This window comes from Pantoea osteomyelitidis, assembly GCF_044342975.1.
Classification (GTDB): domain Bacteria; phylum Pseudomonadota; class Gammaproteobacteria; order Enterobacterales; family Enterobacteriaceae; genus Pantoea; species Pantoea osteomyelitidis.
On the sequence record NZ_JBGFSN010000004.1, the window covers coordinates 819055 to 842721 of the forward strand.

Genomic DNA, 23667 nt, shown 5'->3' on the forward strand with positions numbered 1-23667 from the left:
CGTCATTATTTATTGCGTAGATATTTCTCGCTGTTCACCCAAGCGTGATCTTTCTCCCAGGTAAATATCCACAGACGTACCGGTCCGGCCATCACGTTCATTAAAGGGCTGCTGGGCCACGTCCGCCATGATTTTGGCGAGCCATAAAAGAGAGCTTCCTGTGGTCCGGCTTGCATGTGGACTATAAGCACCGCTCCAGCCGAGGCTTTTTAAGTAGCTGACGCAGAGAGTGCGCTTTCATTGGACCTTGTGGATTATCTCTGCCCGGAAAGAGATGCCGCCTGTGTCCGGTTAATCCCTGTAGCGTTCTGAGCATTTTTACGGTTAAGGAGGGAAGGGGAATAACGTGTTCTCTGCGAGCTTTCATGCGCGTTGCCGGAATAGTCCACTGGGCGTTATCACGATCGAATTCTGCCCATTCCGCTTCGGTGTTTCTTTCGGCTTGGCAGCGCGGCATTGTGTATCAATGAGCATAGCGAATCCTTGTCTATTCCTTATACCACTATTGCGCTCACCGAAAATGAAGATGGAAACTGATTGTACTCACGCCTGTACTCATTTTTGACTGCGCTTTCATGAGATTTATTAAGACACCATGAAATGGAAAATCCACGCAGTAGCGTGGATTTTATAGATTTTCTCAATGTTCATGAGGTGCAGTGAAACCTCATGAGACGAAAACTTTTATTTAGACGTTGAACAAAAAGTTCATCACATCGCCATCTTTAACAATGTACTCTTTGCCTTCAGAACGCATTTTACCCGCCTCTTTCGCACCCTGTTCACCTTTATAAGCGATGAAATCATCAAAGGCGATGGTTTGCGCACGGATAAAGCCTTTCTCAAAATCGGTATGGATTTTACCTGCGGCCTGCGGGCCGGTTGCCCCTACCGGAATAGTCCAGGCACGGACTTCTTTCACGCCAGCGGTAAAGTAGGTTTGCAGGTTCAGCAGGGCATAACCGGCGCGAATGACACGGTTCAGGCCCGGCTCTTCCAGACCCAGCTCCGCCATAAATTCGTCGCGCTCTTCATCGTCCAGCTCAGCGATATCTGACTCAACCGCGGCGCAGACCGGCACCACAACTGAACCTTCCTGCTCGGCGATAGCACGTACCTGATCGAGATAGGGATTGTTCTCAAAGCCATCTTCATTGACGTTAGCAATGTACATGGTGGGCTTCAGCGTCAGGAAGCTAAGGTAGCGGATAGCCGCTTTCTCATCGGCATCAAGCTTCAGCGAGCGCAGCATGCCGGCGTTTTCCAGGTGCGGCAGACATTTCTCCAGCGCAGCCAGTTCAACTTTGGCATCTTTATCGCCGCCTTTGGCCTTTTTCTGCACGCGCTGAATGGCGCGCTCGCAGGTTTCCAGGTCAGAAAGCGCCAGCTCGGTATTGATAATGTCAATATCCTCCGCCGGGTCAACTTTGCCGGATACGTGGATAATGTTGTCATTTTCAAAGCAGCGCACCACGTGACCGATCGCTTCCGTTTCGCGAATGTTGGTCAGGAACTGGTTGCCCAGGCCTTCGCCTTTGGACGCGCCTTTTACCAGACCAGCGATATCCACGAACTCCATGGTGGTCGGCACGATGCGCTGAGGCTTCACGATCGCGGCCAGCTGATCAAGACGCGGATCGGGCATAGGGACGACGCCCGTGTTGGGTTCAATGGTACAGAAGGGGAAGTTAGCCGCTTCGATGCCCGCTTTGGTCAGCGCGTTGAACAGAGTGGATTTACCGACGTTCGGCAGGCCCACGATACCGCATTTGAATCCCATGGTTGAATCACCTTTATTACTGGCTGTGCAAAGCATGCTGAGACGCTTTGACGGAAACGAAATAGAAAATTTCGCGCATTATACAGAATTATGGCTGCAATGGCGTGGAAATCACGGCCGCCTTCAGCCCGCTTTAAAGGCGTGCAGCCGGTTCATCGCTTTCAGGCGATCGTCCTTCAACCAGAGTTCCGTACAGCGCGCTGCTTCGTCGATGGCGTCGTCAATTAACTTTTGCTCGCTCACCGGCGGTTTACCCAATACGAAACCGGTGACTTTGTTGCGATCGCCCGGATGACCAATGCCGATACGCAGGCGATGAAAGTTATTGTTATTGCCCAGCTTGCTGATGATATCTTTCAGGCCGTTGTGGCCACCATGGCCGCCGCCCTGCTTGAACTTCGCCACGCCAGGCGGCAGATCCAGCTCATCATGCGCTACCAGAATTTCCTCCGGCGCGAAGCGGTAAAAGGTTGCCATCGCCGCCAGCGCTTTTCCACTCAGGTTCATAAAGGTAGTGGGAACCAGCAGACGCACATCCTGGCCCGCTATATTCAGGCGCGCGGTATAGCCAAAAAATTTAGCTTCTTCTTTTAATGACTGATTATGGCGTTCAGCCAGTAAGTCGAGATACCAGGCGCCGGCATTGTGCCGCGTGGCGGCGTATTCCGCACCGGGATTGGCGAGACCCACAATCAGTTTAATACTGCTCACGGTGATTATCCTGCGCTTATCAGAAAGGGCGTTAGTGTACTTCGGGAAAGAAAAGATGACAAAGCCTGCGAGTATGACTTTATTACGCAAGGTGATTAATTGTTTTCTATCGAAATCAAGGCGCTTGCAGTAAAGTTGTGTCAAATTTTGTTGCGGTTGTGTGATCGCTGGCGCAATTTTGCCGCTGGTCATCACCTAAGCTTATGGAGCGTTAACTTTATGTGCTGTTCTTAGTCTTGCTTATCAAAGGGAGGAGACCCATGAAACGTCATCACACACATTTCCTCGGCAATGCTTTGATGATCCTGGGATTAGTGACCATGGTGGGAGGCATCGGTTATTCCGTTATCAATCAGCTGCCGTCGCTTCACCTGCCGCAGTTTTTAGCTCATGGCGCCATGTTCAGCATTTTTATCGGTGCGCTGCTCTGGCTGGCAGGCGCGCGCGTTAGCGGTCGCGAAAGAGTCGAGGATCGCTATTACTGGCTGCGTCATTATGACAAACGCTGCCGTCGCGCTTCACATCACAACCAGCGTCATGGCTGAGTCTCAGATAAAGCAGTGAGCGGCACCATTAGCGATAGATAGTACTCCGTACGGTTACGGCCGCTCGCCTTCGCCCGATAAAGCGCCTCATCTGCTCGCGCCATTAATACCGTGTAACGCTGCTCCAGCTTGTTGCTGGTAGCAAGACCGATACTGACGGAATAGTTGATAGCGTTTGGCTGCGACAGCTCGGTTCGGATACGAATTTGCTCACACAGCGCCAGTGCCTGACACTCGTCCAGCGGTAAAACCGCAGCAAATTCCTCGCCGCCAAGACGGGCAAAGTACGCCTCTTTCGGCAGCGTTCTTCTTACCACTTCACAAAAGTCGATCAAAATCCGATCGCCCTGTTGATGGCCGAAACGGTCATTGATGCTTTTGAAGTGATCCAGGTCGAACAGCACGGTGGTAAAAGGCTGCTGCAGGCGAACGCAGCGCGTAGCCAGATTTTCCGCCTGTTCCAGCAACGCGCGTCGGTTCCCGACACCGGTTAAAGGATCGAGTAACGAAGCCTGCATATGTCTGTTCTGGGTGCGTTCGTTTACCATCGCCATGATGGTAAAAATCAGGCCGATGACGAACAAAATCGACTCCAGAATGACATTGACAGAGAAACCACTGCCGCCAATCGCGCCATGCAGCGGGCTGGGCAACGCATCGTCAAGAAAGATACGCGCTATATGAAACAGTACGTGGATCCAGAGCAGCAGCTGGGCAGGCCAGAAGGTCACCTTCAGCGAGTCGCGGACGCGCCATAACAGGCGGATCAGCGCGCTGGTGTAAATCACGCAGAGCAGACAGATAACGATAACCCGCTTCGGCTGCGAATAATAAAAGTCAGGGAAACAACAGAGTAGCGCCCAGAGCAGGGCGCCCGCCAGCCAGCTATAGCCAAGCTTTTTACCACAAAACGAGCGAAAGGCATTCAGCAACATGCCGTAACCCAGCATGATCAGCGTATTGCCTGCGGCGACAGGCAAAAATTGTAAACCGGCGCTGCGCAGGCTGCTGAGAAACACGGCCAGCAGGGTGGCGGTCAGAGCGAGGCAGGTAAAGCCAAGCGTGTGATCGCAGTGAGAACCCAGCCAGGCGAAAACCAGAATGATATTGAGAAACCCCAGAACATAGAGCTCACAAATAAAGAGTGTGTAGATGTCGAGAGCCATGATATGCAGGTTTCCCAAAAATAGGCGTGCAAAATACCACTAATAATTTTGTGGATGAAGCATTAATTTTGGTTAAAAAGAAAACAATGAATGGCGTTGAACTTAATACGTGTTATCGCAGGAACAGCTGAAAAGAGAGGGGCTTAACCGGCAAAATGCGCCAGCGGAAGCAAGACAGAAAAAAGCCGGGCGCGAGGCCCGGCTTTTTTTGATTAATGCTCGAACATCGCAGAGATGGATTCTTCGTTACTGATACGACGAATCGCTTCCGCCAGCATGCCGGAGAGTGTCAGGGTGCGCACGTTCGGCAGCGCTTTTATTTCGTCAGAGAGCGGAATGGTGTCACAAACCACCACTTCGTCAATCACGGAGTGACGCAGATTTTCAATCGCGTTGCCCGAGAAGATCGGGTGCGTGGCATAGGCAAAGACGCGTTTGGCGCCGCGCTCTTTCAATGCTTCCGCGGCTTTACACAGCGTACCGCCGGTGTCGATCATATCATCAACCAGTACGCAGTCGCGGCCGGCAACGTCACCGATAATGTGCATTACCTGAGAAACGTTCGCGCGCGGGCGACGTTTATCAATAATGGCCATGTCGGTGTCGTTCAGCAATTTGGCGATAGCACGCGCGCGCACCACGCCGCCGATGTCAGGCGAGACGACGATAGGATTTTCCAGTCCGATCTGCAGCATATCTTCCAGCAGGATCGGGCTGCCAAATACGTTATCAACCGGGACATCAAAGAAGCCCTGAATCTGTTCTGCGTGCAGGTCAACCGTCAGAACACGGTCAACGCCAACGCTGGAAAGGAAGTCTGCCACTACTTTAGCGGTAATCGGCACGCGCGCGGAGCGCACGCGGCGATCCTGACGAGCATAACCAAAGTAGGGGATCACTGCGGTAATACGACCAGCAGAAGCACGACGCAGCGCGTCGACCATCACTACCAGTTCCATCAGATTATCGTTAGTTGGTGCACAGGTGGACTGGATGATGAAAATATCACCACCGCGTACATTTTCATTAATTTGTACACTTACTTCGCCATCGCTGAAACGACCGACAGCGGCGTCACCGAGGCTGGTGTAAAGGCGGTTGGCAATACGTTGTGCTAGTTCCGGGGTGGCGTTACCAGCAAAAAGCTTCATATCAGGCACGAGAAGAACCTCAGGCTTTGCGTCCAGAGAATGAACGGCTCTACGATAACCGGCGCATACCGTAGGGCCTGTCCATACGGGTGTGTTGATGCAAGCGGCGCAGTGTCTGGAACAGGGTGACACTGTCACGCACAGGCTTAACCCCCGACAAGTTTACGCTGTAGCGGCGAGACATTAACGCCTCGGGCGACAAATCCACGTACCCATGACGGGGCAACTTCAAGCACCTGACGGGCGGCTGACTCGGTGTCAAATTCGGCAAACACGCAAGCGCCAGTGCCAGTCAGGCGCGACGGCGCGTATTCTAGCAGCCAGGAAACAAGCTCATCAACCTTACGAAAACGTTTTCTTACCACTGGCTCACAATCATTGTGAAAAGGCAGCTGCAAAAGCACAGGTAATGAGCGAATCGGCGAATCTCTTGTCAGGGCTGGATCGTTAAACACCAGCGGCGTCGGAATACTGACGCCAGGGTGCGCAACAAGATACCACTTTTCCGCGGGTTCTGCAGGTTGTAAAAGCTCGCCCACGCCTTCGGCGAAAGCGGCATGCCCCTTAATGAATACCGGCACGTCGGCACCGAGACGCACGCCGATTGCGGTCAGTTCATCGCTGTTCAGACCGGTTTGCCAGAGATGGTTAAGCGCTACCAGCACCGTTGCGGCGTTGGAGGAGCCGCCGCCGAGACCGCCGCCCATCGGCAGACGTTTCTCAACGGCGATTGCGGCGCCGGCGTCCGCCGGCAGGCTGTGGCGCGCCCGCGCTGCGTCCACCAGCGCCAGCGCCGCCCGCACAATCAGGTTCTGCTCATCCGGCACGCCCTCGACCGGCGTCAGCAGCTGAATGCGGCCGCTACGGTCCGGAGTGATATGCAGCGTGTCGCCGTAATCGAGAAACTGAAACAGCGTCTGTAAATTATGATAGCCGTCAGGACGACGGCCGGTAACGTAAAGAAACAGATTCAGTTTTGCCGGGGAAGGCCAGGTGGAGATCATTGAACGGTCCAGTTATCCATACGCAGTTTGATGCGCTGGTCGCCTTCGCGCAGCTCCAGATTCGCCGGCAGCGGCGGTGTCACGCTGCTGTCGTAGCCCTGGATGGTCATCTGCCACTGCTGGCCGTTACGGCTGTAATTGGCGCTGCGCAGCTGATACTTGTCGTTCAGGCTGTAATCGGCAGCGTCGCCCGGCAGTCCCATCATCCACTGACGCAGGTTAGCCAGCGGGATATCCATGCCGGTGAGCTGAGAAATCATCTTCTCGGCATCGTTGCTGACGTAGCGTTTGCCTTTGTTATCCACCAGCTGCACCACCGAACCCTGGGCATCCAATTGCAGCTCGGTGCTGCCCAGCGGGTTGGTCAGCAGCAGGCGATAGCGATCCGGCGCGGTCTGCTGCCAGTTAAAGCGCGCATAGACTTTTTGCTTGTCGGAAAGGTAGGCGAAGGCGCCGCGTGTCTGGTAATGGGTTACTTTCTCTACGGCCTGCTGGTGCTGCTGCCACTGCGGGGACGTGATAGCCGGGCCGGGTCCCTGGGGTTTGTTGATGCTACAGGCCGCCAGCAGCACGCTGGCAAGGGGTAAAAGGCGCAATAAACGGCGCGGGGGCAATTGCATCACGTGGTCATCTCCTCAGACACGTTTTTAATACGTAACAGATAACGCTAACCATCCGCATTTAAGCCGTCAATGCTATTCAGCGGATAATTGCGCAGGATCAGGTAAATCTTATTACAGTCATAGTCTTTGTATGGCTTTTCTTGATCTACCGCATCTTGTAGAATGCGCCTCACAAAACCCTGACGAAATTGGGACATCCCAACCAGAATCACCATGACGCTGCTCGCTCTCGGAATCAATCATAAAACGGCACCAGTCGCTCTGCGCGAACGGGTCTCGTTCGGACCAGAGACGCTGGAACAGGCGCTTAACAGCCTGTTATCTCAGCCTATGGTGCAGAGTGGCGTGGTTCTCTCCACCTGTAACCGGACCGAACTGTACCTTAGTGTAGAGCAACAGGCGGATCTGCAAGAAAAACTGGTGCGCTGGCTGTGCGACTATCACCATTTGCAGGAAGATGACGTTCGGAAAAGTCTTTACTGGCATCAGGATAACGCCGCCGTCAGCCATCTGATGCGTGTTGCCAGCGGACTCGACTCGCTGGTGCTGGGCGAACCGCAAATCCTCGGCCAGGTGAAAAAAGCGTTTGCCGACTCGCAGCGCGGCCAGGCGCTGACCAGCGAACTGGAGCGTATGTTCCAGAAGACTTTCTCCGTGGCGAAACGCGTGCGCACCGAAACAGAAATCGGCGCCAGCGCGGTCTCCGTCGCCTTTGCCGCCTGTACCCTGGCGCGTCAGATCTTTGAGTCGCTCTCCGGGGTTAACGTGCTGCTGGTCGGCGCGGGCGAAACCATCGAGCTGGTGGCGCGCCATCTGCGCGAGCATCACGTTAAAAAGCTGATGATTGCCAACCGCACCCGCGAGCGCGCCGAGCGCCTGGCGGATGAAGTGGGCGCTGAGGTGATTGAACTCGCCGATATCAGTACCCGTCTGGCCGAGGCCGACATCATTATTTCCTCTACCGCCAGCCCGCTGCCGATTATCGGTAAAGGCATGGTGGAGCGTGCGCTGAAGGCGCGTCGCAACCAGCCGATGCTGCTGGTGGATATTGCCGTACCGCGTGATGTCGAGCCGGAAGTCGGCAAGCTGGCTAACGCCTATCTCTACAGCGTGGATGACCTGCAGGCGATCATTGAGCAGAACATGGCGCAGCGCAAAGCGGCGGCGGTTCAGGCGGAAGATATTGTGATGCAGGAGAGCGGGGAGTTCATGGCCTGGCTGCGTGCCCAGAGCGCTGTGGAAACCATCCGCGATTACCGCAGCCAGGCGGAAGAAATTCGCGCCGAGCTGGAATTACGCGCCCTGAGCGCGTTGCAGCAGGGTGCCGATCCGCAGCAGGTGTTGCAGGAGCTGGCCCATAAGCTGACCAACCGTCTTATTCACGCCCCAACCAAATCACTCCAGCAGGCCGCTCGCGAAGGCGACACCGAACGCCTGCAGATTTTACGCGACAGCCTCGGCCTTGAGTAGGCTGTCCTTACCTGTCACGGGATACACTCAATAACATGAAGACGTCTATTGTTGCCAAACTGGAAGCGTTACAGGAGCGCCACGAGGAAGTGGAAGCTCTGTTAGGCGATGCAGGCGTTATTGCCGATCAGGAGCGCTTTCGTGCGCTGTCGCGCGAATATGCCCAGCTCACTGACGTGACTAACTGCTTTCGCCAGTGGCAGCAGGTTCAGGAAGATATCGGGACGGCGGAAATGCTGCTCGACGACGCAGAAATGCGCGAAATGGCTTACGACGAGCTGAAGCTGGCCCGCGAACAGAGTGAAGTGCTGGAGCAGCAGCTACAGGTGTTGCTGCTGCCGAAAGATCCCGATGATGAACGACCCTGCTTTGTGGAAGTGCGCGCCGGTACCGGCGGCGACGAGGCGGCGATTTTTGCTGGCGATCTGTTTCGTATGTACAGCCGCTACGCCGAAGCGCGCCGCTGGCGCATTGAGATCATCAGCGCCAACGACGGCGAGCATGGCGGCTACAAAGAGGTGATCGCCAAAGTGGTCGGCGACGGCGCCTATGGCCGATTAAAATTCGAGTCGGGCGGACATCGCGTACAGCGCGTGCCGGAAACCGAATCCCAGGGGCGTATCCATACCTCCGCCTGTACCGTCGCGGTGATGCCGGAGCTGCCGGAAGCGGAGTTGCCGGATATCAATCCGGGCGATTTGAAAATTGATACCTTCCGTTCCTCAGGAGCGGGTGGTCAGCACGTTAACACCACCGACTCCGCTATCCGCATCACTCACCTGCCCACCGGGATTGTGGTGGAGTGTCAGGATGAACGTTCGCAGCATAAAAACAAAGCCAAAGCACTGGCGGTGCTGGGCGCGCGCATCCGCGCGGCGGAAATGGCGAAGCGTCAGGCGGCGGAAGCTTCCACGCGTCGCAATCTGCTGGGCAGCGGCGACCGTTCCGATCGTATTCGGACCTATAACTTCCCGCAGGGGCGCGTAACCGATCACCGCATTAACCTGACGCTTTACCGTCTGGATGAAACCATGGAAGGCAAGCTGGATACGCTGATTGAGCCTATCGTGCAGGAATATCAGGCCGACCAGCTCGCTGCGCTGGCCGGGCAGGAATAATGGATATTCGGCACTGGCTTAAGCAGGCGGTCGCCACGCTTTGCGGCGGCGAAAGCCCGAAGCGCGATGCCGAAATCCTGTTATCTCACGTCACCGGTAAATCCCGCAGCTGGCTGTTCGCCTTTGATGAGACGGTGCTGAACGCTTCTCAGCTGGCGGAGCTGGAAACGCTGATCGCCCGGCGCGCCAGAGGCGAGCCTATCGCCCATCTGGTCGGCGAACGGGAGTTCTGGTCACTGCCGCTGCGCGTCAGCGACGCCACGCTGATTCCCCGTCCGGATACCGAACTGTTAGTTGAGCTGGCGCTCGCCCGCCTGCCTGCGTCACCCGCCTCGCTACTCGATCTCGGTACCGGCAGCGGCGCGATTGCGCTGGCGCTGGCCAGCGAGCGTCCCGACTGCCAAATCACCGGCGTCGATCGTATTGCGGCGGCGGTTGAACTGGCGCAGGAAAATGCTGCCCGCCTGCATCTCAGCAACGTCGCCTTTGCCCTCAGCCACTGGTTCCGCGATCTGCCTGCCCGCCGTTTCGACCTGATTGTCAGCAATCCTCCTTATATTGATGCGAAAGATACGCACCTGCAACAGGGCGACGTCCGCTTCGAGCCGCTAAGCGCGCTGGTGGCGGAGGAAGAAGGACTGGCAGATTTGCGCGCCATTATTGAGCAGGCGCCGGGCTGGCTTGCGCCCGGCGGCTGGCTGCTGCTGGAGCATGGCTGGCAACAGGGCGAGCAGGTCCGCGTCCTGATGCAGCAGCACGGTTACGGCGCGGTCGCCACGGAAAACGATTATGGCGGCAACCCGCGCGTTACGCTTGGACACATACCTTTATAAGGAAACAAAATGGCTGCTTATTATCCGCTGATTAAACAGTTACATATTCTGACAGTGGCGATCACCATCGTGCTTTTTCTGCTGCGATTCGTCTGGCAGCGCAGCGGCTCGGCGATGCTGACCCGCCGCTGGGTACGCATTGCGCCGCACATCAACGATACGCTGCTGCTGCTCACCGGCGTGCTGCTGGTGGTCATCACCCATTTCTATCCTTTCACTCCGCAAGGAAGCTGGCTGACGGAAAAGCTGTTAGGGGTTATTATCTACATCGCTTTAGGTTCTGTGGCGTTAAGCCGTCGCCCGCGTTCTGACCGCACACGCTGGATCGCGTTTGCTATAGCGCTGCTGGCTTTGATCATAGCCATCAAGCTGGCGGTGACGAAAATGCCATTTTTGGGGATAGTATGACCTCGGTTGAACAACTCGATTTTACTCAGACGCCGCTGTGTCAGGCGGTGATCAGCGCGACAAGCGCAATTCGTGACGACTTTCCCATCCAGGATGTGCAGCGGCAGCTGGCGGAGCTGGTGGAAGAGGCGAGGCGTTACGTGGCGTCTGAACAGGACGCCGATTTGCAGCTGGGCAAGCTGCTGGAACTGTTTTATCGCCACTGGGGTTTTGGCGGTGCGGGCGGCGTCTACAATTTATCCGATGCGCTCTGGCTGGATCACGTTTTGAAAACGCGGCAGGGCACGGCGGTTTCGCTCGGGGTTATCCTGCTGCATATCGCGGAGCAGCTTGAGCTGCCGCTAATGCCAGTGATTTTTCCTACCCAGCTGATTCTGCGCGCCGACTGGCTCGACGGCGAAATGTGGTTGATCAACCCGTTCAACGGCGAGACGCTTGATACCCATACGCTGGAAGTGTGGCTCAAGGGCAATATCAGCCCTACTGCCTGCCTGTATGAGGACGATCTCGACGAAGCGCAGACGGCGATGGTCATCCGAAAAATGCTGGATACGCTGAAAGCCGCACTGATGGAAGAGAAGCAGATGGAGCTGGCGCTGAATGTCAGCAACGTACTGCTGCAGATCGACCCGGACGATCCTTATGAAATTCGCGATCGCGGTTTAATCTATGCACAGCTGGAGTGCGAGCACATTGCGTTAAGCGATCTCGCCTATTTCGTTGAGCAATGTCCTGAAGATCCGGTCAGCGAAATGATCAAAGTGCAGATTCACGCGATTGAACAGAAACAGGTGACGCTACATTAAGCGCACGTACAGAAAAGGAAAGGGCATGACACAGAAAGTAGTGAGTATTGGTGACATCAAGGTCGCAAACGATCTGCCGTTTGTACTTTTTGGCGGTATGAACGTACTGGAATCATACGATCTCGCCATGCGCATCTGCGAACATTACGTAAAAGTTACCGATAAGCTCGGTATCCCTTACGTTTTTAAAGCCTCTTTTGATAAAGCTAACCGCTCTTCCATTCACTCTTACCGTGGCCCCGGCCTGGAAGAGGGCATGAAAATTTTCCAGGCGCTGAAGCAGGCTTTCGGCGTAAAAATCATCACCGACGTGCATGAAGCCTCTCAGGCGCAGACGGTGGCCGACGTGGTGGATGTAATTCAGCTGCCAGCCTTCCTTGCGCGTCAGACCGATCTGGTGGAAGCGATGGCGAAAACCGGCGCGGTGATTAACGTGAAAAAACCGCAGTTCGTCAGCCCCGGTCAGGTAGGCAATATCGTCGATAAATTTGCTGAAGGCGGCAACGACAAGGTTATCCTGTGCGATCGCGGCAGCAACTTCGGCTATGACAACCTGGTTGTGGATATGCTCGGCTTCAACGTGATGAAGAAAGTGAGCAACAACAGCCCGGTGATCTTCGACGTAACCCATGCGCTGCAAACGCGCGATCCGTTCGGCGCTGCTTCCGGCGGTCGTCGCGCGCAGGTAGGCGAACTGGCGCGCGCCGGTATGGCGGTAGGCATTGCCGGTCTGTTTATCGAAGCGCACCCGGATCCGGAACACGCGCTGTGCGACGGTCCTTCCGCGCTGCCGCTGGACAAGCTGGAGCCGTTCCTGGCGCAGATGAAAGCGATCGACGATCTGGTGAAAAGCTTCCCGGAACTCGATACCAGCAAATAACCGCCGCATAAAAAAAAGAGCGAGAAATCGCTCTTTTTTTCGTCCTGAAAATCGTTTACAGCATAATCGTCATCAGATAACCCATGAACAGCGCCAGATGGGCCGCGCCGTTCAGCACGTTGGTGCGCCCGGTCGAAAAGGAGATATGACAAAGGATCAGCACCGCGCTCATCATCACCATGTGCGGTGGCTCAAGCCCGAAAATCAACTGCTGGCCGGTCAGGGTGGCGATCAGGGTCACCGCAGGCACGGTCAGGGAAATCGTCGCCAGCACGGAACCGAAAAAGAGATTCATTGCGCGCTGCACCTGATTCATCAACACCGCTTTGATAGCCCCCAATCCTTCCGGCGACAGGATCAGTAGCGCCACCAGAAAGCCGGTAAACTGCTCCGGCGCGTTCAGCTCAGTAAGCAGATGCTCCAGCGGATTGGCGTTCATTTTCGTCACGCTGATTACCGCAATCAGATGCACAATCAGCCAGGCCGTATGCCACAGGCTGCTGTGCGCCGAAGGCTTGCCGTGGTGCGGATCGCCATCGTCGCTCTCATCCTCATGCTCGTAAACAAACAGGCTCTGGTGGGTTTTGGTCTGAATAAGCAAGAAAACGCCATACATCGCGGCGGAGATAGCCGCGATCAGCAGCGCCTGCGCCGTACTGAAATTGCCGTCCGGCAGCGCGTTGGGAAACACCAGCACCAGAATCGCCAGCGGGAAAATGGCAATCATATATTGTTTCACGCCTGCCAGGTTCACGTACTGGGTAGCGAATTTGCGCCCGCCCAGCAGCAGCGCAAAACCCACCAGTCCGGCGGTCACGATCATGATGATGGAATAAAGCGTATCGCGCATCAGAGCAGGCGCGGCATCCCCGGTCGCCATCAGGGCGGAGATCAGGCTGACCTCCAGGATCACCACCGACAGGCTCAGGATCAGTGAGCCATAGGGTTCGCCCAGGCGATGCGCCAGCACGTCGGCATGGCGAACCACGCTGAAGGCGCTGCTGAGAATTGCCACCAGCGCGAGCAGGTTGATGCCGATCACGATCGGCAGAGAAGTTTGCCCGCTGAAAAACCACAGCACCGTTAGCGCCACCGCAGGTAAAATCAGCGAATACTCAGTATGTCGGGTTTTCTCATGCGTCACCATTTACCTTCCTCTCCGGCTAAACAGAACAAACGGGGGTTGAAATCGCTTCCTTGCCCGTTAAAGCATATGCGATTCATCGCGTTTCGCAGTGTACCCCGGCGATAAGTCATTAATGAGATATTTACCGCTTTTTACTTAGTTGTATTTTTGTTATCTAATTCGTATAAAATCATATTATTAATAATTTTTTTATAAAAATCATGTTGTTAATTTTTATTTATTTTCTTTTGCAGGGTTTTTTTTAGGTTTAAAAAGAGATTATTTATGTAGATATGGCTGTTTTAAAATTAAATGATGCAGTAGCGAGTGAAAACGATGGCTTGCAAATTTCTACTGATAAACCAGGCTTGAAAGGTCTGCATAAAAGGAGGAAATATGCCTTACAAGTCAAGAAGCGAGTTGCCTGACAACGTCAAAAACGTGCTGCCGACCCATGCGCAGGAGATCTATCAGAAAGCCTTTAACAGTGCCTGGGACGAATACAAGGACAAAGAGGATCGGCGCGGTGATGAGTCGCGTGAAGAGGTAGCGCATAAGGTTGCCTGGGCCGCCGTGAAGCACGAGTATCAAAAAGGGGATGACGATAAATGGCATCCGAAAAAGTAGGTTGCTGAGTCCACGGGTCGATACGCCTCGACCCGTTTTTTGATCGCACCCGCGAAATATCGTAAATCGCCTCAAGCCTTTTGCCTTATGGCCGATGCTGTTTATGACACTTTTTTTATCTGTGATCGGCTTCAAACTTGAAAGCGCTGGCAAAAATGGATTAAGGTCGTTTTATGTCGCGTCGCGCTTGGGGTTTCTGCCCGTTGTTGCACCGGAGATAAACCAGCAGGGAAGATGTTGTGGTTGAGGAGGTTAACTTGCTAACCCGGGAATTCTTGTTAAAAGCGGATTGTAAAACATCTTTTGGCGACATCGAAGACGCATTGCTGTGGAGCTGTGAGCAGCGCGCCGCCTCGCTCGCCGCCACACTGGCCTGCCGTCCGGATGATAGCCCTGTATGGATTTTTGGCTACGGTTCGCTGATGTGGAATCCCATCTTCGAAGCGGAAGAGGTGGCCGCCGCGACCCTGGAAGGCTGGCACCGCGCTTTTTGCCTGCGGCTGATCGCCGGACGCGGCACCTCTTCCCATCCGGGGCGAATGCTGGCGCTGAGAGAGGGAGGCAACACCAGCGGGCTGGCGTTTCGTCTGCCGGAGGAGCGCCTGCATGAAGAGCTGGAGCTGCTCTGGAAGCGTGAAATGGTGACCGGCTGCTATCTGCCGACCTGGTGCGAGCTGCTGCTGGATGATGGCCGCAGCGTGACCGCGCTGGTATTTATCATGGATCCGCGCCATCCGCTCTATGAGTCTGACGCCTGCGCCGGCACCATCGCCCCGCTCATTGCGCGCGCCAGCGGCCCGCTGGGGACCAACGCGCAATATCTGTTCTCGCTTGAGCAGGAGCTGGAGAAGCGGGGTATGGCGGATGAAAATCTGACTACGCTGGCGCATCAGGTACGTCAGCTACAGTCCTGCCACAACACCCTGCTGGGTTAAATAGCGCGGGCGACGGCGATCGCCCGCTATTGACCCGGATTGATAAGCCAGGTGCCGGGCTTATCGATATTCAGCGTCTGCGTATGTATGCTGTTACCGGCATGCACCTCGATGCGGTAGCTGCCCGCCGCCAGATTCAGCGAGGCATAACCGCTGTTGCCCGGCTTCACATTTAGCGTTTCGCCATTGAGCACCAGATTTTCGCCGTTTTTCAGCCTGAGATAGACCGTCGCCAGCGTCGGCGTGCTGCTGGTCACGGCTGGCGGCGGTAATGCCGGTTTAGCTGGCGCCTGGGTAGAGGCGATCGGACGATCCGCCTGCTCAGGCGAGGCGGGTTTACGGTTAACCAGCAACACGACCGCGAGCACCGCCAGCAGCGCGACGCACGCTGCGGTCAGCAGGCCGGGGGAGAGACGACGCACGTTGCGCGGCGTAAAGGGTTCGGGCGCGGGAGCGGTGTGATTCACCGCCATCATCACCGGCTCCGGCGCGACTGACGGCTCCTCTTCCTGTGGCAGCGGCTCTGTCGGCACCGGGAAGCTGTTCACTAACTCCTGCACGTCGCTCACCGGTAGATCGATCAGGGCGGCAAATTCATCAATATTTTGCGGCCGGTCGGCGGGCTTCATCGCCAGCGCGCGATCGATAGCATGCAGCAACGGCAGCGAATAGCCTTCCGGTTGCAAATTCACCAACGGCTGATAATTATCTTCGATGCAGCGCACCACGCTGACCGGCGGCGGATTACCGGTAATCAACGTATGCAGTACGGCGCCCAGCGCATAAATATCGGTCCAGGGCCCCTGGTCATCATTTCCCTCTTCGCTGTACTGCTCCATCGGCGCGAAGCCGGGTTTCAGCATAATTTCCGTTTCGTCAGAGAGGTTGCCAATTTCTTTGCGGGCCGAGCCGAAATCAAGCAGCACCGGCAGCTGATTCTCCTGGATCTGAATGTTATCCAGTGAAATATCGCGATGCAGGTAGCCCGCCTGATGAATGGTATTGATGGCGCCGAACAGCGGCGGCAGCAGGCGACGAATCCAGGCTTCTGATATCGGCTCCGGACTGGTTTGCTGCCACTCTTTCAGCGTCATGCCGCTGTAGTAGAGCGTGCCCATATAGGCGGTGCCGTTCTCTTCCCAGAAGCGCAGCACATGCAGCAGGCCGGGATGATTGAAACGCGCCAGCAGGCGCGCCTCCTGAATAAAACTGTTCAGGCCGGCGTTAAACAGCTTGTGAAAACGTTCGCTGCGCAGTTCCAGCGAAAGATCCTGCGCGCGGCTGGCCAGCGAGAGCGGCATATACTCTTTAATCGCAATGGTGCGTTCCAGCAGGTGATCCCAGGCACGATAGACAATGCCGAAGCCGCCGCCGCCGATCACCTCCTTGATTTCAAACTCGTTGAAACGGTACCCGGCAGGCAGGGCGTTGGGCACCTTTTGATTTTCATTTGCCGACATAGTGAACTCTCTGTGCACGACCTGAATGCCAGGCGGCGATCGCTGATTAATTGATGTTACGCCAGGCACCGATAGCGGGATCGGCGAGATCCGCATGCAGGGTGTCGATCAGTAACACATTCACTTTTTGCTGTGGCATAACGTGCGCCGACCAGACGCCGCGTAATGTTTCCACCCGTTTTTTTATCGCATCAACATTGTTTGCTGCGTTTTTATCCATCTTGATCAGCAGCTGGCCGCTGAAGCGCCACAGGTGCTGACGGCTGTCAAACGGCAGCACCAGCCAGCTATCGGCCGCATCCGGACGCGTAACGATCATGCGCTGATTGTTTACCGCCACCACTTTCAGCGAGTTCCCGCTGATGGTCAGGTTGGCGATCGGGTATCCCTGGTAGAACGTCACCGGCAGCGTGGTCGATTTTCCTTCGCTGACCAGCTGAAGCTCGCTGTTTCCTTCCAGCCAGCCTGCGGTTGTGCAATGTAGCGTGCCGCCATCGGGAATAAACAATGACTGGCCGTTTTCATCCCACCAGGTGCGGAAATGGCAACCGTTGGGCAGATCGAACGGCTGTAGTGGCGCGCTGTTGGCCGGACGCGCCAGATCCAGCGGGGCGGCGTTACCGGCGTTGGCGCTGGCGGTAGCGTCCGCCATCACGATAGGGCGCCACTCCTGCAATTTGCTGGCGCTGCCGCTGGCCAGCACGCCGCCTTCACTATCGGTCATCTGCCAGGGCAGCTCTTCCAGTTTGCCGCACTGATTAGACAATAGCGTACCGACGCGCGGCAGGAAGGTAGTCAGCACCTGCGAATCTTTGCTCTTGCCGGAAACGATGCGCAGATGCAGCGTATCCTGGCACCAGTCTGCGGGGGCGTTACTCACCACGTTATCGATATAGACTTCAAGAGCAAGGCTGGGCGAATAGACCACGCGGTAATCTTCCGCCTGCGCGCCGAAGGCCGTCATCAGAGTTGCAATCGCGGGCAACCAGATTTTCATAATATTTCCCTGAAATTAAAAACGGGGCGGTAAAAAGCGTGCCGAATCCGCCTGTGTGTAAAGCAGCGTGGCCTCCTGCGGCTCGCCGACCCAAATGGCCAGCGCACTGAGGTTGTCACTTTTTACGCTGCGGTTAACCGCGGCCTGCATCAGGGCTAACCACTCCTCACAGGCGTTCACCATCCGCAGCGCTTGCTCCATTTCATCCGTGGTCAGGTTGAGCCAGAAACCATCGGTGCACACCAGAAACGCATCGCCATCCTCCAGCGGTAAGATCTCGCTGAAACTTACCGGGCGTTGCGGTTCCGCTCCGAGCGCATTATAGAGTAAATTGCTGTTAATACCGGTATTTTCATAACCCGCATCTTTAAGCTGCTGCGCCAGACTGTGGTCGCGCGTTACCTGATGGAGCACCCCGCGACGAAAGTGATAAACCCGGCTGTCACCGGCGTGCGCCCACCATGCCAGCTGCCGTTCACGATCAATAAACAGCGCGGCAAGGGTGGTGCTCATGCGGGAAAAATTCGGATTTATCGCCTGCGTCTCGCGCAGCACCTGCTGGCAGTGAACAATCGCTTCCTGCGTCGTCTGCGGCGAAAAATGGACGCTGTGACTTAACTGATTCAGCAGGGTGTCCCGCACCAGCTGCGCAGCCCGATCGCCGCCAGGCAGACCGGCCACGCCATCGCATACCAGAAAACAGGCGCGGCTTTCGTCGATCTGCGCGCCGGTGCGATCCTGGTTTTCTGCCCGCTGGCCCTGCTGGCAATGATCGGAGAACTCAATTTTCATGTCTCATCCGCCCGGGTCTGGGAATCTTTATACTGGTTAACTTCCATGTCATAAGCATGCAAAAAGGCTTCGCCAAACAGGGTATGGAAGTCATCCTCAATTTCACCGGCGGTGCGCTGATAGTTACGGATAAAGTAATCCCAAAGCGCGGCCTTGCGCATAGCGGAGAAGGGCAGCCGTGGCACCATGCCGTCCGCTTTGGCCTGCTCCTCCAGCTGCTGTGGATTAAACGATTGCAGCATAGCGGCAATGATGGCGCGGATCCCGGCGATCATTCCTAGCTGGTGCGCCTGAAGATCCACCAGCGCATCGCGTACCGCCTGCTCTGGCGGCATAAAGCCGGGCATCTGGCTTTGGTAGATCTGCATCAGCACCGTTTTGCCGGAGGGCAAAATTTTAAACGGATTGTTGGCTTCGTTGAGGATCATGGTCATTTCCGCCTTCACACCGCGCTTGAGAATCGAGCGCGACGACAGCAGCGCGACCGTGCCCTGCGAAAAGAGGCTGAGCATACGGCCGGTAATGCGCATCTGCTCTTCGTTGATGGGCGTGGCGTGACCGTTATTCAGCCCCATGCCTTCCAGCAGCGCGGCGATCAATTTTTCATCTTCGCAGGGCGCGCTGCTGGCGCGGCGCGGCGCATCGCCGGGCAGGGGATCGATACCCAGACGCGCGCTGGTTTGCCGCTCCTGACGGGCCACCGCGTTTTCGCTCTCCGGATGGGCTACGACCGGCGTTTCCGGCGCAAGGATGCCCAGCGGATCCCCGGGTATCTCGGTGGCGTCGAACAGGGAGAGCGGATCGTCCTGTGCGGGGCGCTCAAAGCCCGGCTGCTGCACTTCAAGCTGATATTCGCCGATAGTCAGCGCATCGCCGTGCTGCAACAGCACCTGGCGACCACGCTCCAGCGGCTGACCGTTGAGCACCACCGAGGTGACGCTGCCGTGGTTGGTGAGACGGCATTCACCGTCCGGCGACAGATGAACCAGCGCCTGCAGACGGGAAATGGCACGCGTTTCATCCGGCAATACCAGATCGTTATTCTGGCTACGGCCAATGGTGCCGCCGGGAGGCTGAAACACAAAGGTTTTCACCGGCACATCCGTATTGCACTGCACAATGGTAAATTGCATGAGTCATCCCGTATTAAAAGGGCAAACGCAACGGCCCCTACTCAAACATCGGCGGGTAAAGTCCGTTACGGCCCGGCTGCGCGCCTGCCGCCGGGTTAAATAACAGTGAAAAAAGCTGCGCCGTGAGGTTGCCGCTATGCTTGTGGGTCGCATGGGCAAAACCGTCGCTGCGGTTACTCCACCAGTAGCTGATGTGCTGCTGGGGATCGAAACGCTCGGCGACTTCACGCCAGCTGAGCGTACAGGGCAGATCCTGATAGCCAATCACATCCATAATCGCCGACTGCCGTTTTTCCGGCACCATCAGCGGCGGCAGCGCCCGCAGGGCCTCATCGAGCCGATCGGCGCTCTGCTGCTCGCGCACGGCGTGAAACAGCGTGGCGCCAAGATCCTGAAACCAGTCGCCGGAAATGGTGAGCTGCGCCGGATGCCACTGGCTGAGGGAGAAGGTTTTAACCGCCAGCAGGGGCCAGGCGCGTCCCACGCGATCGCAGCTGGGCAGCAAGCAGCCCATCTGTACCTGCTGCAAACCTGGGGTGACCGGCAGAACAAAATTCCACACCGGCGCGCGCAGAAAGCGGGCGGTAGAGGCAGCTTCCTGATGATGCCAGTGCACCAGTCCCTGCTGAAACCAGTGGCTCCAGAGCGCGACTTTTTTTTCCGTCAGGCGCTGACGTAAAAAATCACCGGTCGACGGCAGCTTGCCATACCAGCCGGGAACATTGCGATCTGGCATAATCACCTCTTATCACTCACCGTGGCGGGCCAACCCTGCTGCAGAAGAGAATGGCGCGGCAGCCAGGGTATGATCAACCGTGCCCGCGTTTTTCAGATTCTCTGCCAGTTTACGCATCATCAATGCATTGTCGCGCGCATAGGGCGACGACTGGATCTGCTGATCAAGCAATTGGCTGAGATGCCAGTCCAGCTGTTGCAGGTCGCGCGCGCTGACGTTATCCGACAGGTTGCGCTGCAAATTCTGCATCAGCCAGCCGCGCAGAAACTCGCCGTCGTAATTGCGCGGCTGGTAGAGCATCTGGTAGGCGCGCAGCGCGCTACGGCTGTATTCGTTATCGCCGCCTTTATCATTACGCAGCAGGTTTGTGATTTGCTGCGCCACGCGCGGCAACAGCAAAGACTTAAGTGCATTTTGATAAAGCACCCAAGCCGCATCGCTCACCTGGTTGCCGCGATAGAGTCCGACGCGCATGGTAAGCGGCGGATTATCGAGCGAAAAACGGTCCGAGAGCGGCAGTTTCACCAGGCTATTCAGAAAGGGTAGCAGATCGAAAATATTATCCGCAGGCTGATGAATGACCTGCTGACTTTGCTGCGTCAGGGCGGGGATGCGGGAGGCGACCTGCTCAAGGTAACGCTGATTCTGGTAATAACTGGTGAGCCACAGGCCAGTCAGGATCAGCAAGGCTCCCGCCAGCACGCCGTAGCCGATCCAGTGAAAAAGCTGATTGCGATATTCCCAGTGGCGGTTGCTGCCGGCGAGGCCGCGTTCTTTGAAGATCAGCTCGCTCAGCAGATCGCGAATAAAAAAGCTCTGTTCCTTGTTGCCGGGAATCGGGCTGGCGCGGTTGACGCTGTCCCAGGCGGCGATAGTGTGCTGGCCTGCCTGCGGCAGCTGGAGCTTGCGATTCAGCTCGCCCATGATGCGGTCAAAGGGCAGACCCTCCTGAGTGCCGCTGGTAAAAAACAGCCCGCGCGCCGACCAGGCTACTTCATCCTGATCGCCGGAGAACACAATGTCGAGGTAATCCTGCAACAGCGGGCGCAGCGAGGCGAACTCCTGCGGGAAGAGAAAGCAGTCGGCGCGGCGGGCGAAGTCGCGATCCTGCGCCATATGGCTTGAGAGCTGTAGCTGAAGCTGCTGCTCCAGCTGGCGGAACTGCGGGCTGAAGCTGCCCTGCCAGTTATCTTTCTGCGGTTTGCCCGGCTCCCAGGGAAAGGTAAAGCCCCAGATGGCGTCACGCTGGCGCTTCTCCAGCGCGCCGAAGTAACTCATAAAGCCCTTCAGCAGATCGGTTTTGGTGACCATGACGTAAACCGGAAAATGGATCCCGGTCTGCTGGTGCAGCTCCACCATGCGCTGACGCAGCGCCTGCGCCTGGGCGACGCGCGCTTCGGCGGAATCGCTCAGCAGGTCGGCCACGCTGATGGTCATAATGACGCCGTTGATCGGCTGGCGGGCGCGGTAGCGTTTCAGCAGGTTGATAAAGCTGTGCCATTCGCTGGCGTCGCGCACGCGCTGGCTCTCCTGCAGGGTATAGCGGCCTGCGGTATCGATCAGCACCGCGCTGTCGGTAAACCACCAGTCGCAGTGGCGGGTGCCGCCGATGCCGCGAATAGCGGTTTTCCCCAGGCTGTCGGTGAGCGGAAACTCGAGTCCGGCGTTAAGCAGCGCCGTGGTTTTACCCGCGCCGGGCGCGCCGATCACCAAATACCAGGGCAGCTGGTAGAGATAGTGCGCATTGAAACGCGCCAGCCAGTTGCCCTGTTGGCGCCGACCAAACTGGGTGCGTTTCAGCAGCACTGCCGCCTCATTGAAGCGCTGGGTCAACAGCTCCTCGGTGGCCTGCATTTCCGAGACGTCGTCAATGCTGCTCTGCTGCAAATTCGTCAGCAGTTTGCTGTTGAACCAGGCGCGGTAAAGCGAGGGGATGAGCTGAAACAGTATCCATAAAAAGTAAAGCAGGCCCACTGCCAGCTGACGGGGAAAGGTCGGCTCAAGCGGGCGGGTTTCGCCCCAGCTCCAGAGCGGGCCGAGTATCCACAGCACGCAGCTGAGCGCGGTGATGCCGACAAAACTCCAGAACAGACGATGGGTAAGCAGATTCAGTAGCGAGGCGCGCATTACTGAGCTCCCTGATGATTGCCGAGGGTTTCCGGCGCGGCAAAAAGGGTAATTTCAACGCGGCGGTTGCGCGCGCGGTTTTCATTGCTGTCGTTGGGCAGCAGAGGATTGCTGTCGCCGCGTCCTTCCGCTCTGATCGCATGGCTGTTCGCCATCTGGCTGTTGAGTATCTGCGTCAGGGCGCGGGCGCGGGCAAAAGAGAATTCGTAATTAGAGGCGAAACGGCTACCGTCCACCGGAAGGTTGTCGGTATAGACCGATACCAGAACGGTGCCTTTTACCGATTTCATGGCGCTGGCGACCCGCGCCAGTAGGGCGCGGCCCACCGGATTGATCACCGTGCCGTTGGCGGCGAACAGCTTGTCTGCCGGAATGATCACCTTGCTGCCGAAGGCGCCGTCGCTGACTTCCAGCTGGCCGGCGGCAATCACGTCATTCAGGCGCTGGTGAAGATCCAGCAGCGCCTGCGGAGAGGAGGGGCGACGGCCTACGGCGATTTGCGGCAGCGGCGTCTGATAAATATCACGCAGCAGCGGTTCGGCAGCGTTGCCCAGACGCCAGTTCAGGCCGCTGTAAATCAGGCAGGCGATCAGCGTGGCGACGGTGGCGCAAGCCCAGAGCGGCACCATCGGACGCGACAGCGAGCTGGCGTGGGGATGAACCTCCACCAGTTCATTTTGTGGTTCATCACGTCGCGCGCGCGCCTCATTGATCAGACTCGCCAGGCGTTTGCGGATGTTTTCAACCTGATGCGCGCCGCCTTCATTGCCGCGATAACGGCCTTCATAGCCCAGCAGCAAACAGTAGTGAATCACCTCCAGCAGCCAGAGATGTTGCTTTGGACTTTGCGAAATGCGCGCCAGCAGCTGGAAAAATTTTTCCCCGCCCCAGCTCTCATTATGGAAGGTGACCAGCATACCGTTGCCTGACCAGACGCCGCGCGTGCCCCAGGGCGTTTGCGCCGCGGCTTCATCCAGCACGCTACAGAGACAGTAACGCGCCCCGATAATCATTTCGAAGGGCAATCCCAGCTTTTTGCAACGATTCTCAAAGCGTCGAATCTCATCAATAAGCAACTGGCGCAGCCCGGCCGGATCGTCATGGGTCGCCGCCTGACGAATCTGCACGACCGCGTTCAGCAGGGGAGCGGCCGCGCTGAGTAAAAGATTATCGGTGCCCGTTGTCGTTGCATCACTCGCAAGAAGTTCCAGAGTCATTAAATGTCGCTCTTCATGACAA

At 56.6% G+C, this 23667-nt stretch carries 23 protein-coding genes and 2 pseudogenes; 9 read left to right on the forward strand and 16 right to left on the reverse strand.

Features of this window, described 5'->3' with window-relative positions; translation table 11 throughout:
- Positions 1-5 precede the first annotated feature (5 nt).
- From ABU178_RS08970 to pth, 4 genes and pseudogenes are all read right to left on the reverse strand, one after another.
- Positions 6-101 (reverse strand): annotated as a pseudogene (locus ABU178_RS08970) (5-deoxy-glucuronate isomerase); the annotation flags it as partial.
- A gap of 43 nt (positions 102-144) precedes the next feature.
- A pseudogene (locus ABU178_RS08975) lies at positions 145-430 on the reverse strand (tyrosine-type recombinase/integrase); the annotation flags it as partial.
- Positions 431-688: 258 nt separating this feature from the next.
- Positions 689-1780: a redox-regulated ATPase YchF gene (ychF, locus tag ABU178_RS08980; RefSeq protein ID WP_397213976.1), complete on the reverse strand. Its 1092-nt coding sequence runs from the start codon at positions 1778-1780 to the stop codon at positions 689-691.
- Between the two features lie 123 nt (positions 1781-1903).
- A complete protein-coding gene (gene pth, locus ABU178_RS08985; protein ID WP_397213979.1) occupies positions 1904-2491 on the reverse strand; it encodes an aminoacyl-tRNA hydrolase in 588 nt (195 codons plus the stop codon).
- A gap of 260 nt (positions 2492-2751) precedes the next feature.
- Here pth and ychH point away from each other — a divergent pair, with 260 nt between their 5' ends.
- Entirely contained in the window at positions 2752-3036 is a 285-nt protein-coding gene (gene ychH, locus ABU178_RS08990; protein ID WP_397213981.1) for a stress-induced protein YchH, read from the forward strand.
- Here ychH and ABU178_RS08995 read toward each other — a convergent pair.
- From ABU178_RS08995 to lolB, 4 genes are all read right to left on the reverse strand, one after another.
- Entirely contained in the window at positions 3027-4202 is a 1176-nt protein-coding gene (locus ABU178_RS08995; protein ID WP_397213983.1) for a GGDEF domain-containing protein, read from the reverse strand. The genes ychH and ABU178_RS08995 overlap by 10 nt on opposite strands.
- A 212-nt stretch (positions 4203-4414) precedes the next feature.
- Complete coding sequence (prs, locus tag ABU178_RS09000) at positions 4415-5362, reverse strand: ribose-phosphate diphosphokinase (protein ID WP_397213985.1); 948 nt, start codon at positions 5360-5362, stop codon at positions 4415-4417.
- A 137-nt stretch (positions 5363-5499) separates the two neighbouring features.
- Positions 5500-6357, reverse strand: coding sequence for a 4-(cytidine 5'-diphospho)-2-C-methyl-D-erythritol kinase (ispE, locus tag ABU178_RS09005; protein WP_397213987.1), 858 nt, complete (start codon positions 6355-6357; stop codon positions 5500-5502).
- Positions 6354-6977, reverse strand: a complete 624-nt coding sequence (gene lolB, locus ABU178_RS09010) for a lipoprotein insertase outer membrane protein LolB (RefSeq protein WP_397215755.1) — start codon at positions 6975-6977, stop codon at positions 6354-6356. The genes ispE and lolB overlap by 4 nt, the downstream gene beginning before the upstream one ends.
- Positions 6978-7193: 216 nt before the next feature.
- On the opposite strand from lolB, the gene hemA reads away from it, so the two are divergent.
- Genes hemA through kdsA form a run of 6 tightly spaced genes read left to right on the forward strand, consistent with a single transcriptional unit; the run spans position 7194 to position 12495 of the window.
- Positions 7194-8450, forward strand: a complete 1257-nt coding sequence (gene hemA / locus ABU178_RS09015; RefSeq protein WP_397213989.1) for a glutamyl-tRNA reductase — start codon at positions 7194-7196, stop codon at positions 8448-8450.
- A 35-nt stretch (positions 8451-8485) separates the two neighbouring features.
- Complete coding sequence (gene prfA, locus ABU178_RS09020) at positions 8486-9568, forward strand: peptide chain release factor 1 (protein ID WP_397213991.1); 1083 nt, start codon at positions 8486-8488, stop codon at positions 9566-9568.
- Positions 9568-10401: a peptide chain release factor N(5)-glutamine methyltransferase gene (gene prmC / locus ABU178_RS09025; RefSeq protein WP_397213993.1), complete on the forward strand. Its 834-nt coding sequence runs from the start codon at positions 9568-9570 to the stop codon at positions 10399-10401. The genes prfA and prmC overlap by 1 nt, the downstream gene beginning before the upstream one ends.
- A gap of 9 nt (positions 10402-10410) precedes the next feature.
- Positions 10411-10809: a SirB2 family protein gene (locus ABU178_RS09030; protein WP_397213995.1), complete on the forward strand. Its 399-nt coding sequence runs from the start codon at positions 10411-10413 to the stop codon at positions 10807-10809.
- On the forward strand, positions 10806-11615 hold the full coding sequence (sirB1, locus tag ABU178_RS09035; protein ID WP_397213997.1) for an invasion regulator SirB1: 810 nt from the start codon (positions 10806-10808) through the stop codon (positions 11613-11615). The genes ABU178_RS09030 and sirB1 overlap by 4 nt, the downstream gene beginning before the upstream one ends.
- A gap of 25 nt (positions 11616-11640) precedes the next feature.
- Positions 11641-12495 carry a 3-deoxy-8-phosphooctulonate synthase gene (kdsA, locus tag ABU178_RS09040; RefSeq protein WP_397213999.1) on the forward strand — a complete coding sequence of 285 codons (855 nt, stop codon included), beginning with the start codon at positions 11641-11643 and terminating at the stop codon, positions 12493-12495.
- Between the two features lie 55 nt (positions 12496-12550).
- On the opposite strand, the gene chaA is transcribed toward kdsA, so the two are convergent.
- The gene (gene chaA, locus ABU178_RS09045) at positions 12551-13642 is read right to left on the reverse strand and encodes a sodium-potassium/proton antiporter ChaA (RefSeq protein WP_397214001.1); all 1092 of its coding nucleotides are present in this window, start codon (positions 13640-13642) and stop codon (positions 12551-12553) included.
- Positions 13643-14017: 375 nt separating this feature from the next.
- On the opposite strand from chaA, the gene chaB reads away from it, so the two are divergent.
- A complete protein-coding gene (gene chaB / locus ABU178_RS09050; RefSeq protein WP_397214003.1) occupies positions 14018-14248 on the forward strand; it encodes a putative cation transport regulator ChaB in 231 nt (76 codons plus the stop codon).
- A gap of 257 nt (positions 14249-14505) precedes the next feature.
- The gene (locus ABU178_RS09055; RefSeq protein ID WP_397214005.1) at positions 14506-15183 is read left to right on the forward strand and encodes a gamma-glutamylcyclotransferase; all 678 of its coding nucleotides are present in this window, start codon (positions 14506-14508) and stop codon (positions 15181-15183) included.
- Between the two features lie 26 nt (positions 15184-15209).
- On the opposite strand, the gene ABU178_RS09060 is transcribed toward ABU178_RS09055, so the two are convergent.
- From ABU178_RS09060 to icmH, 7 genes are read right to left on the reverse strand one after another with little or no spacing between them, the layout of a single operon-like run.
- On the reverse strand, positions 15210-16643 hold the full coding sequence (locus ABU178_RS09060; RefSeq protein ID WP_397214007.1) for a serine/threonine protein kinase: 1434 nt from the start codon (positions 16641-16643) through the stop codon (positions 15210-15212).
- A 46-nt stretch (positions 16644-16689) separates the two neighbouring features.
- Positions 16690-17640 carry a hypothetical protein gene (locus ABU178_RS09065; RefSeq protein ID WP_397214009.1) on the reverse strand — a complete coding sequence of 317 codons (951 nt, stop codon included), beginning with the start codon at positions 17638-17640 and terminating at the stop codon, positions 16690-16692.
- Positions 17641-17655: 15 nt separating this feature from the next.
- Positions 17656-18432, reverse strand: coding sequence for a PP2C family protein-serine/threonine phosphatase (locus tag ABU178_RS09070; protein WP_397214011.1), 777 nt, complete (start codon positions 18430-18432; stop codon positions 17656-17658).
- Positions 18429-19565 (reverse strand): type VI secretion system-associated FHA domain protein TagH, encoded by a 1137-nt coding sequence (gene tagH / locus ABU178_RS09075; RefSeq protein ID WP_397214013.1) that lies wholly within the window; start codon positions 19563-19565, stop codon positions 18429-18431. Before tagH ends, ABU178_RS09070 begins: the two co-directional genes overlap by 4 nt.
- A 37-nt stretch (positions 19566-19602) precedes the next feature.
- Positions 19603-20301 carry a type VI secretion system-associated protein TagF gene (gene tagF, locus ABU178_RS09080; RefSeq protein ID WP_397214015.1) on the reverse strand — a complete coding sequence of 233 codons (699 nt, stop codon included), beginning with the start codon at positions 20299-20301 and terminating at the stop codon, positions 19603-19605.
- A 12-nt stretch (positions 20302-20313) separates the two neighbouring features.
- Entirely contained in the window at positions 20314-22428 is a 2115-nt protein-coding gene (gene tssM, locus ABU178_RS09085; protein WP_397214017.1) for a type VI secretion system membrane subunit TssM, read from the reverse strand.
- Positions 22428-23645 carry a type IVB secretion system protein IcmH/DotU gene (icmH, locus tag ABU178_RS09090; RefSeq protein WP_397214019.1) on the reverse strand — a complete coding sequence of 406 codons (1218 nt, stop codon included), beginning with the start codon at positions 23643-23645 and terminating at the stop codon, positions 22428-22430. The genes tssM and icmH overlap by 1 nt, the downstream gene beginning before the upstream one ends.
- Positions 23646-23667 lie beyond the last annotated feature (22 nt).

Bases quoted from the DNA above. Each gene is read 5' to 3' on its own strand.
- ABU178_RS09060 (WP_397214007.1), bottom strand. From the start codon at position 16,643: ATGTCGGCAAATGAAAATCAAAAGGTGCCCAACGCCCTGCCTGCCGGG.
- tssM (WP_397214017.1), bottom strand. From the start codon at position 22,428: ATGCGCGCCTCGCTACTGAATCTGCTTACCCATCGTCTGTTCTGGAGT.
- icmH (WP_397214019.1), bottom strand. From the start codon at position 23,645: ATGACTCTGGAACTTCTTGCGAGTGATGCAACGACAACGGGCACCGAT.
- ABU178_RS09070 (WP_397214011.1), bottom strand. From the start codon at position 18,432: ATGAAAATTGAGTTCTCCGATCATTGCCAGCAGGGCCAGCGGGCAGAA.
- ychF (WP_397213976.1), bottom strand. From the start codon at position 1,780: ATGGGATTCAAATGCGGTATCGTGGGCCTGCCGAACGTCGGTAAATCC.
- tagF (WP_397214015.1), bottom strand. From the start codon at position 20,301: ATGCCAGATCGCAATGTTCCCGGCTGGTATGGCAAGCTGCCGTCGACC.
- tagH (WP_397214013.1), bottom strand. From the start codon at position 19,565: ATGCAATTTACCATTGTGCAGTGCAATACGGATGTGCCGGTGAAAACC.
- prfA (WP_397213991.1), top strand. From the start codon at position 8,486: ATGAAGACGTCTATTGTTGCCAAACTGGAAGCGTTACAGGAGCGCCAC.
- prmC (WP_397213993.1), top strand. From the start codon at position 9,568: ATGGATATTCGGCACTGGCTTAAGCAGGCGGTCGCCACGCTTTGCGGC.
- chaB (WP_397214003.1), top strand. From the start codon at position 14,018: ATGCCTTACAAGTCAAGAAGCGAGTTGCCTGACAACGTCAAAAACGTG.
- ispE (WP_397213987.1), bottom strand. From the start codon at position 6,357: ATGATCTCCACCTGGCCTTCCCCGGCAAAACTGAATCTGTTTCTTTAC.
- ABU178_RS09065 (WP_397214009.1), bottom strand. From the start codon at position 17,640: ATGAAAATCTGGTTGCCCGCGATTGCAACTCTGATGACGGCCTTCGGC.
- ABU178_RS09030 (WP_397213995.1), top strand. From the start codon at position 10,411: ATGGCTGCTTATTATCCGCTGATTAAACAGTTACATATTCTGACAGTG.
- chaA (WP_397214001.1), bottom strand. From the start codon at position 13,642: ATGGTGACGCATGAGAAAACCCGACATACTGAGTATTCGCTGATTTTA.
- kdsA (WP_397213999.1), top strand. From the start codon at position 11,641: ATGACACAGAAAGTAGTGAGTATTGGTGACATCAAGGTCGCAAACGAT.
- lolB (WP_397215755.1), bottom strand. From the start codon at position 6,977: ATGCAATTGCCCCCGCGCCGTTTATTGCGCCTTTTACCCCTTGCCAGC.
- sirB1 (WP_397213997.1), top strand. From the start codon at position 10,806: ATGACCTCGGTTGAACAACTCGATTTTACTCAGACGCCGCTGTGTCAG.
- ABU178_RS08995 (WP_397213983.1), bottom strand. From the start codon at position 4,202: ATGGCTCTCGACATCTACACACTCTTTATTTGTGAGCTCTATGTTCTG.
- ychH (WP_397213981.1), top strand. From the start codon at position 2,752: ATGAAACGTCATCACACACATTTCCTCGGCAATGCTTTGATGATCCTG.
- hemA (WP_397213989.1), top strand. From the start codon at position 7,194: ATGACGCTGCTCGCTCTCGGAATCAATCATAAAACGGCACCAGTCGCT.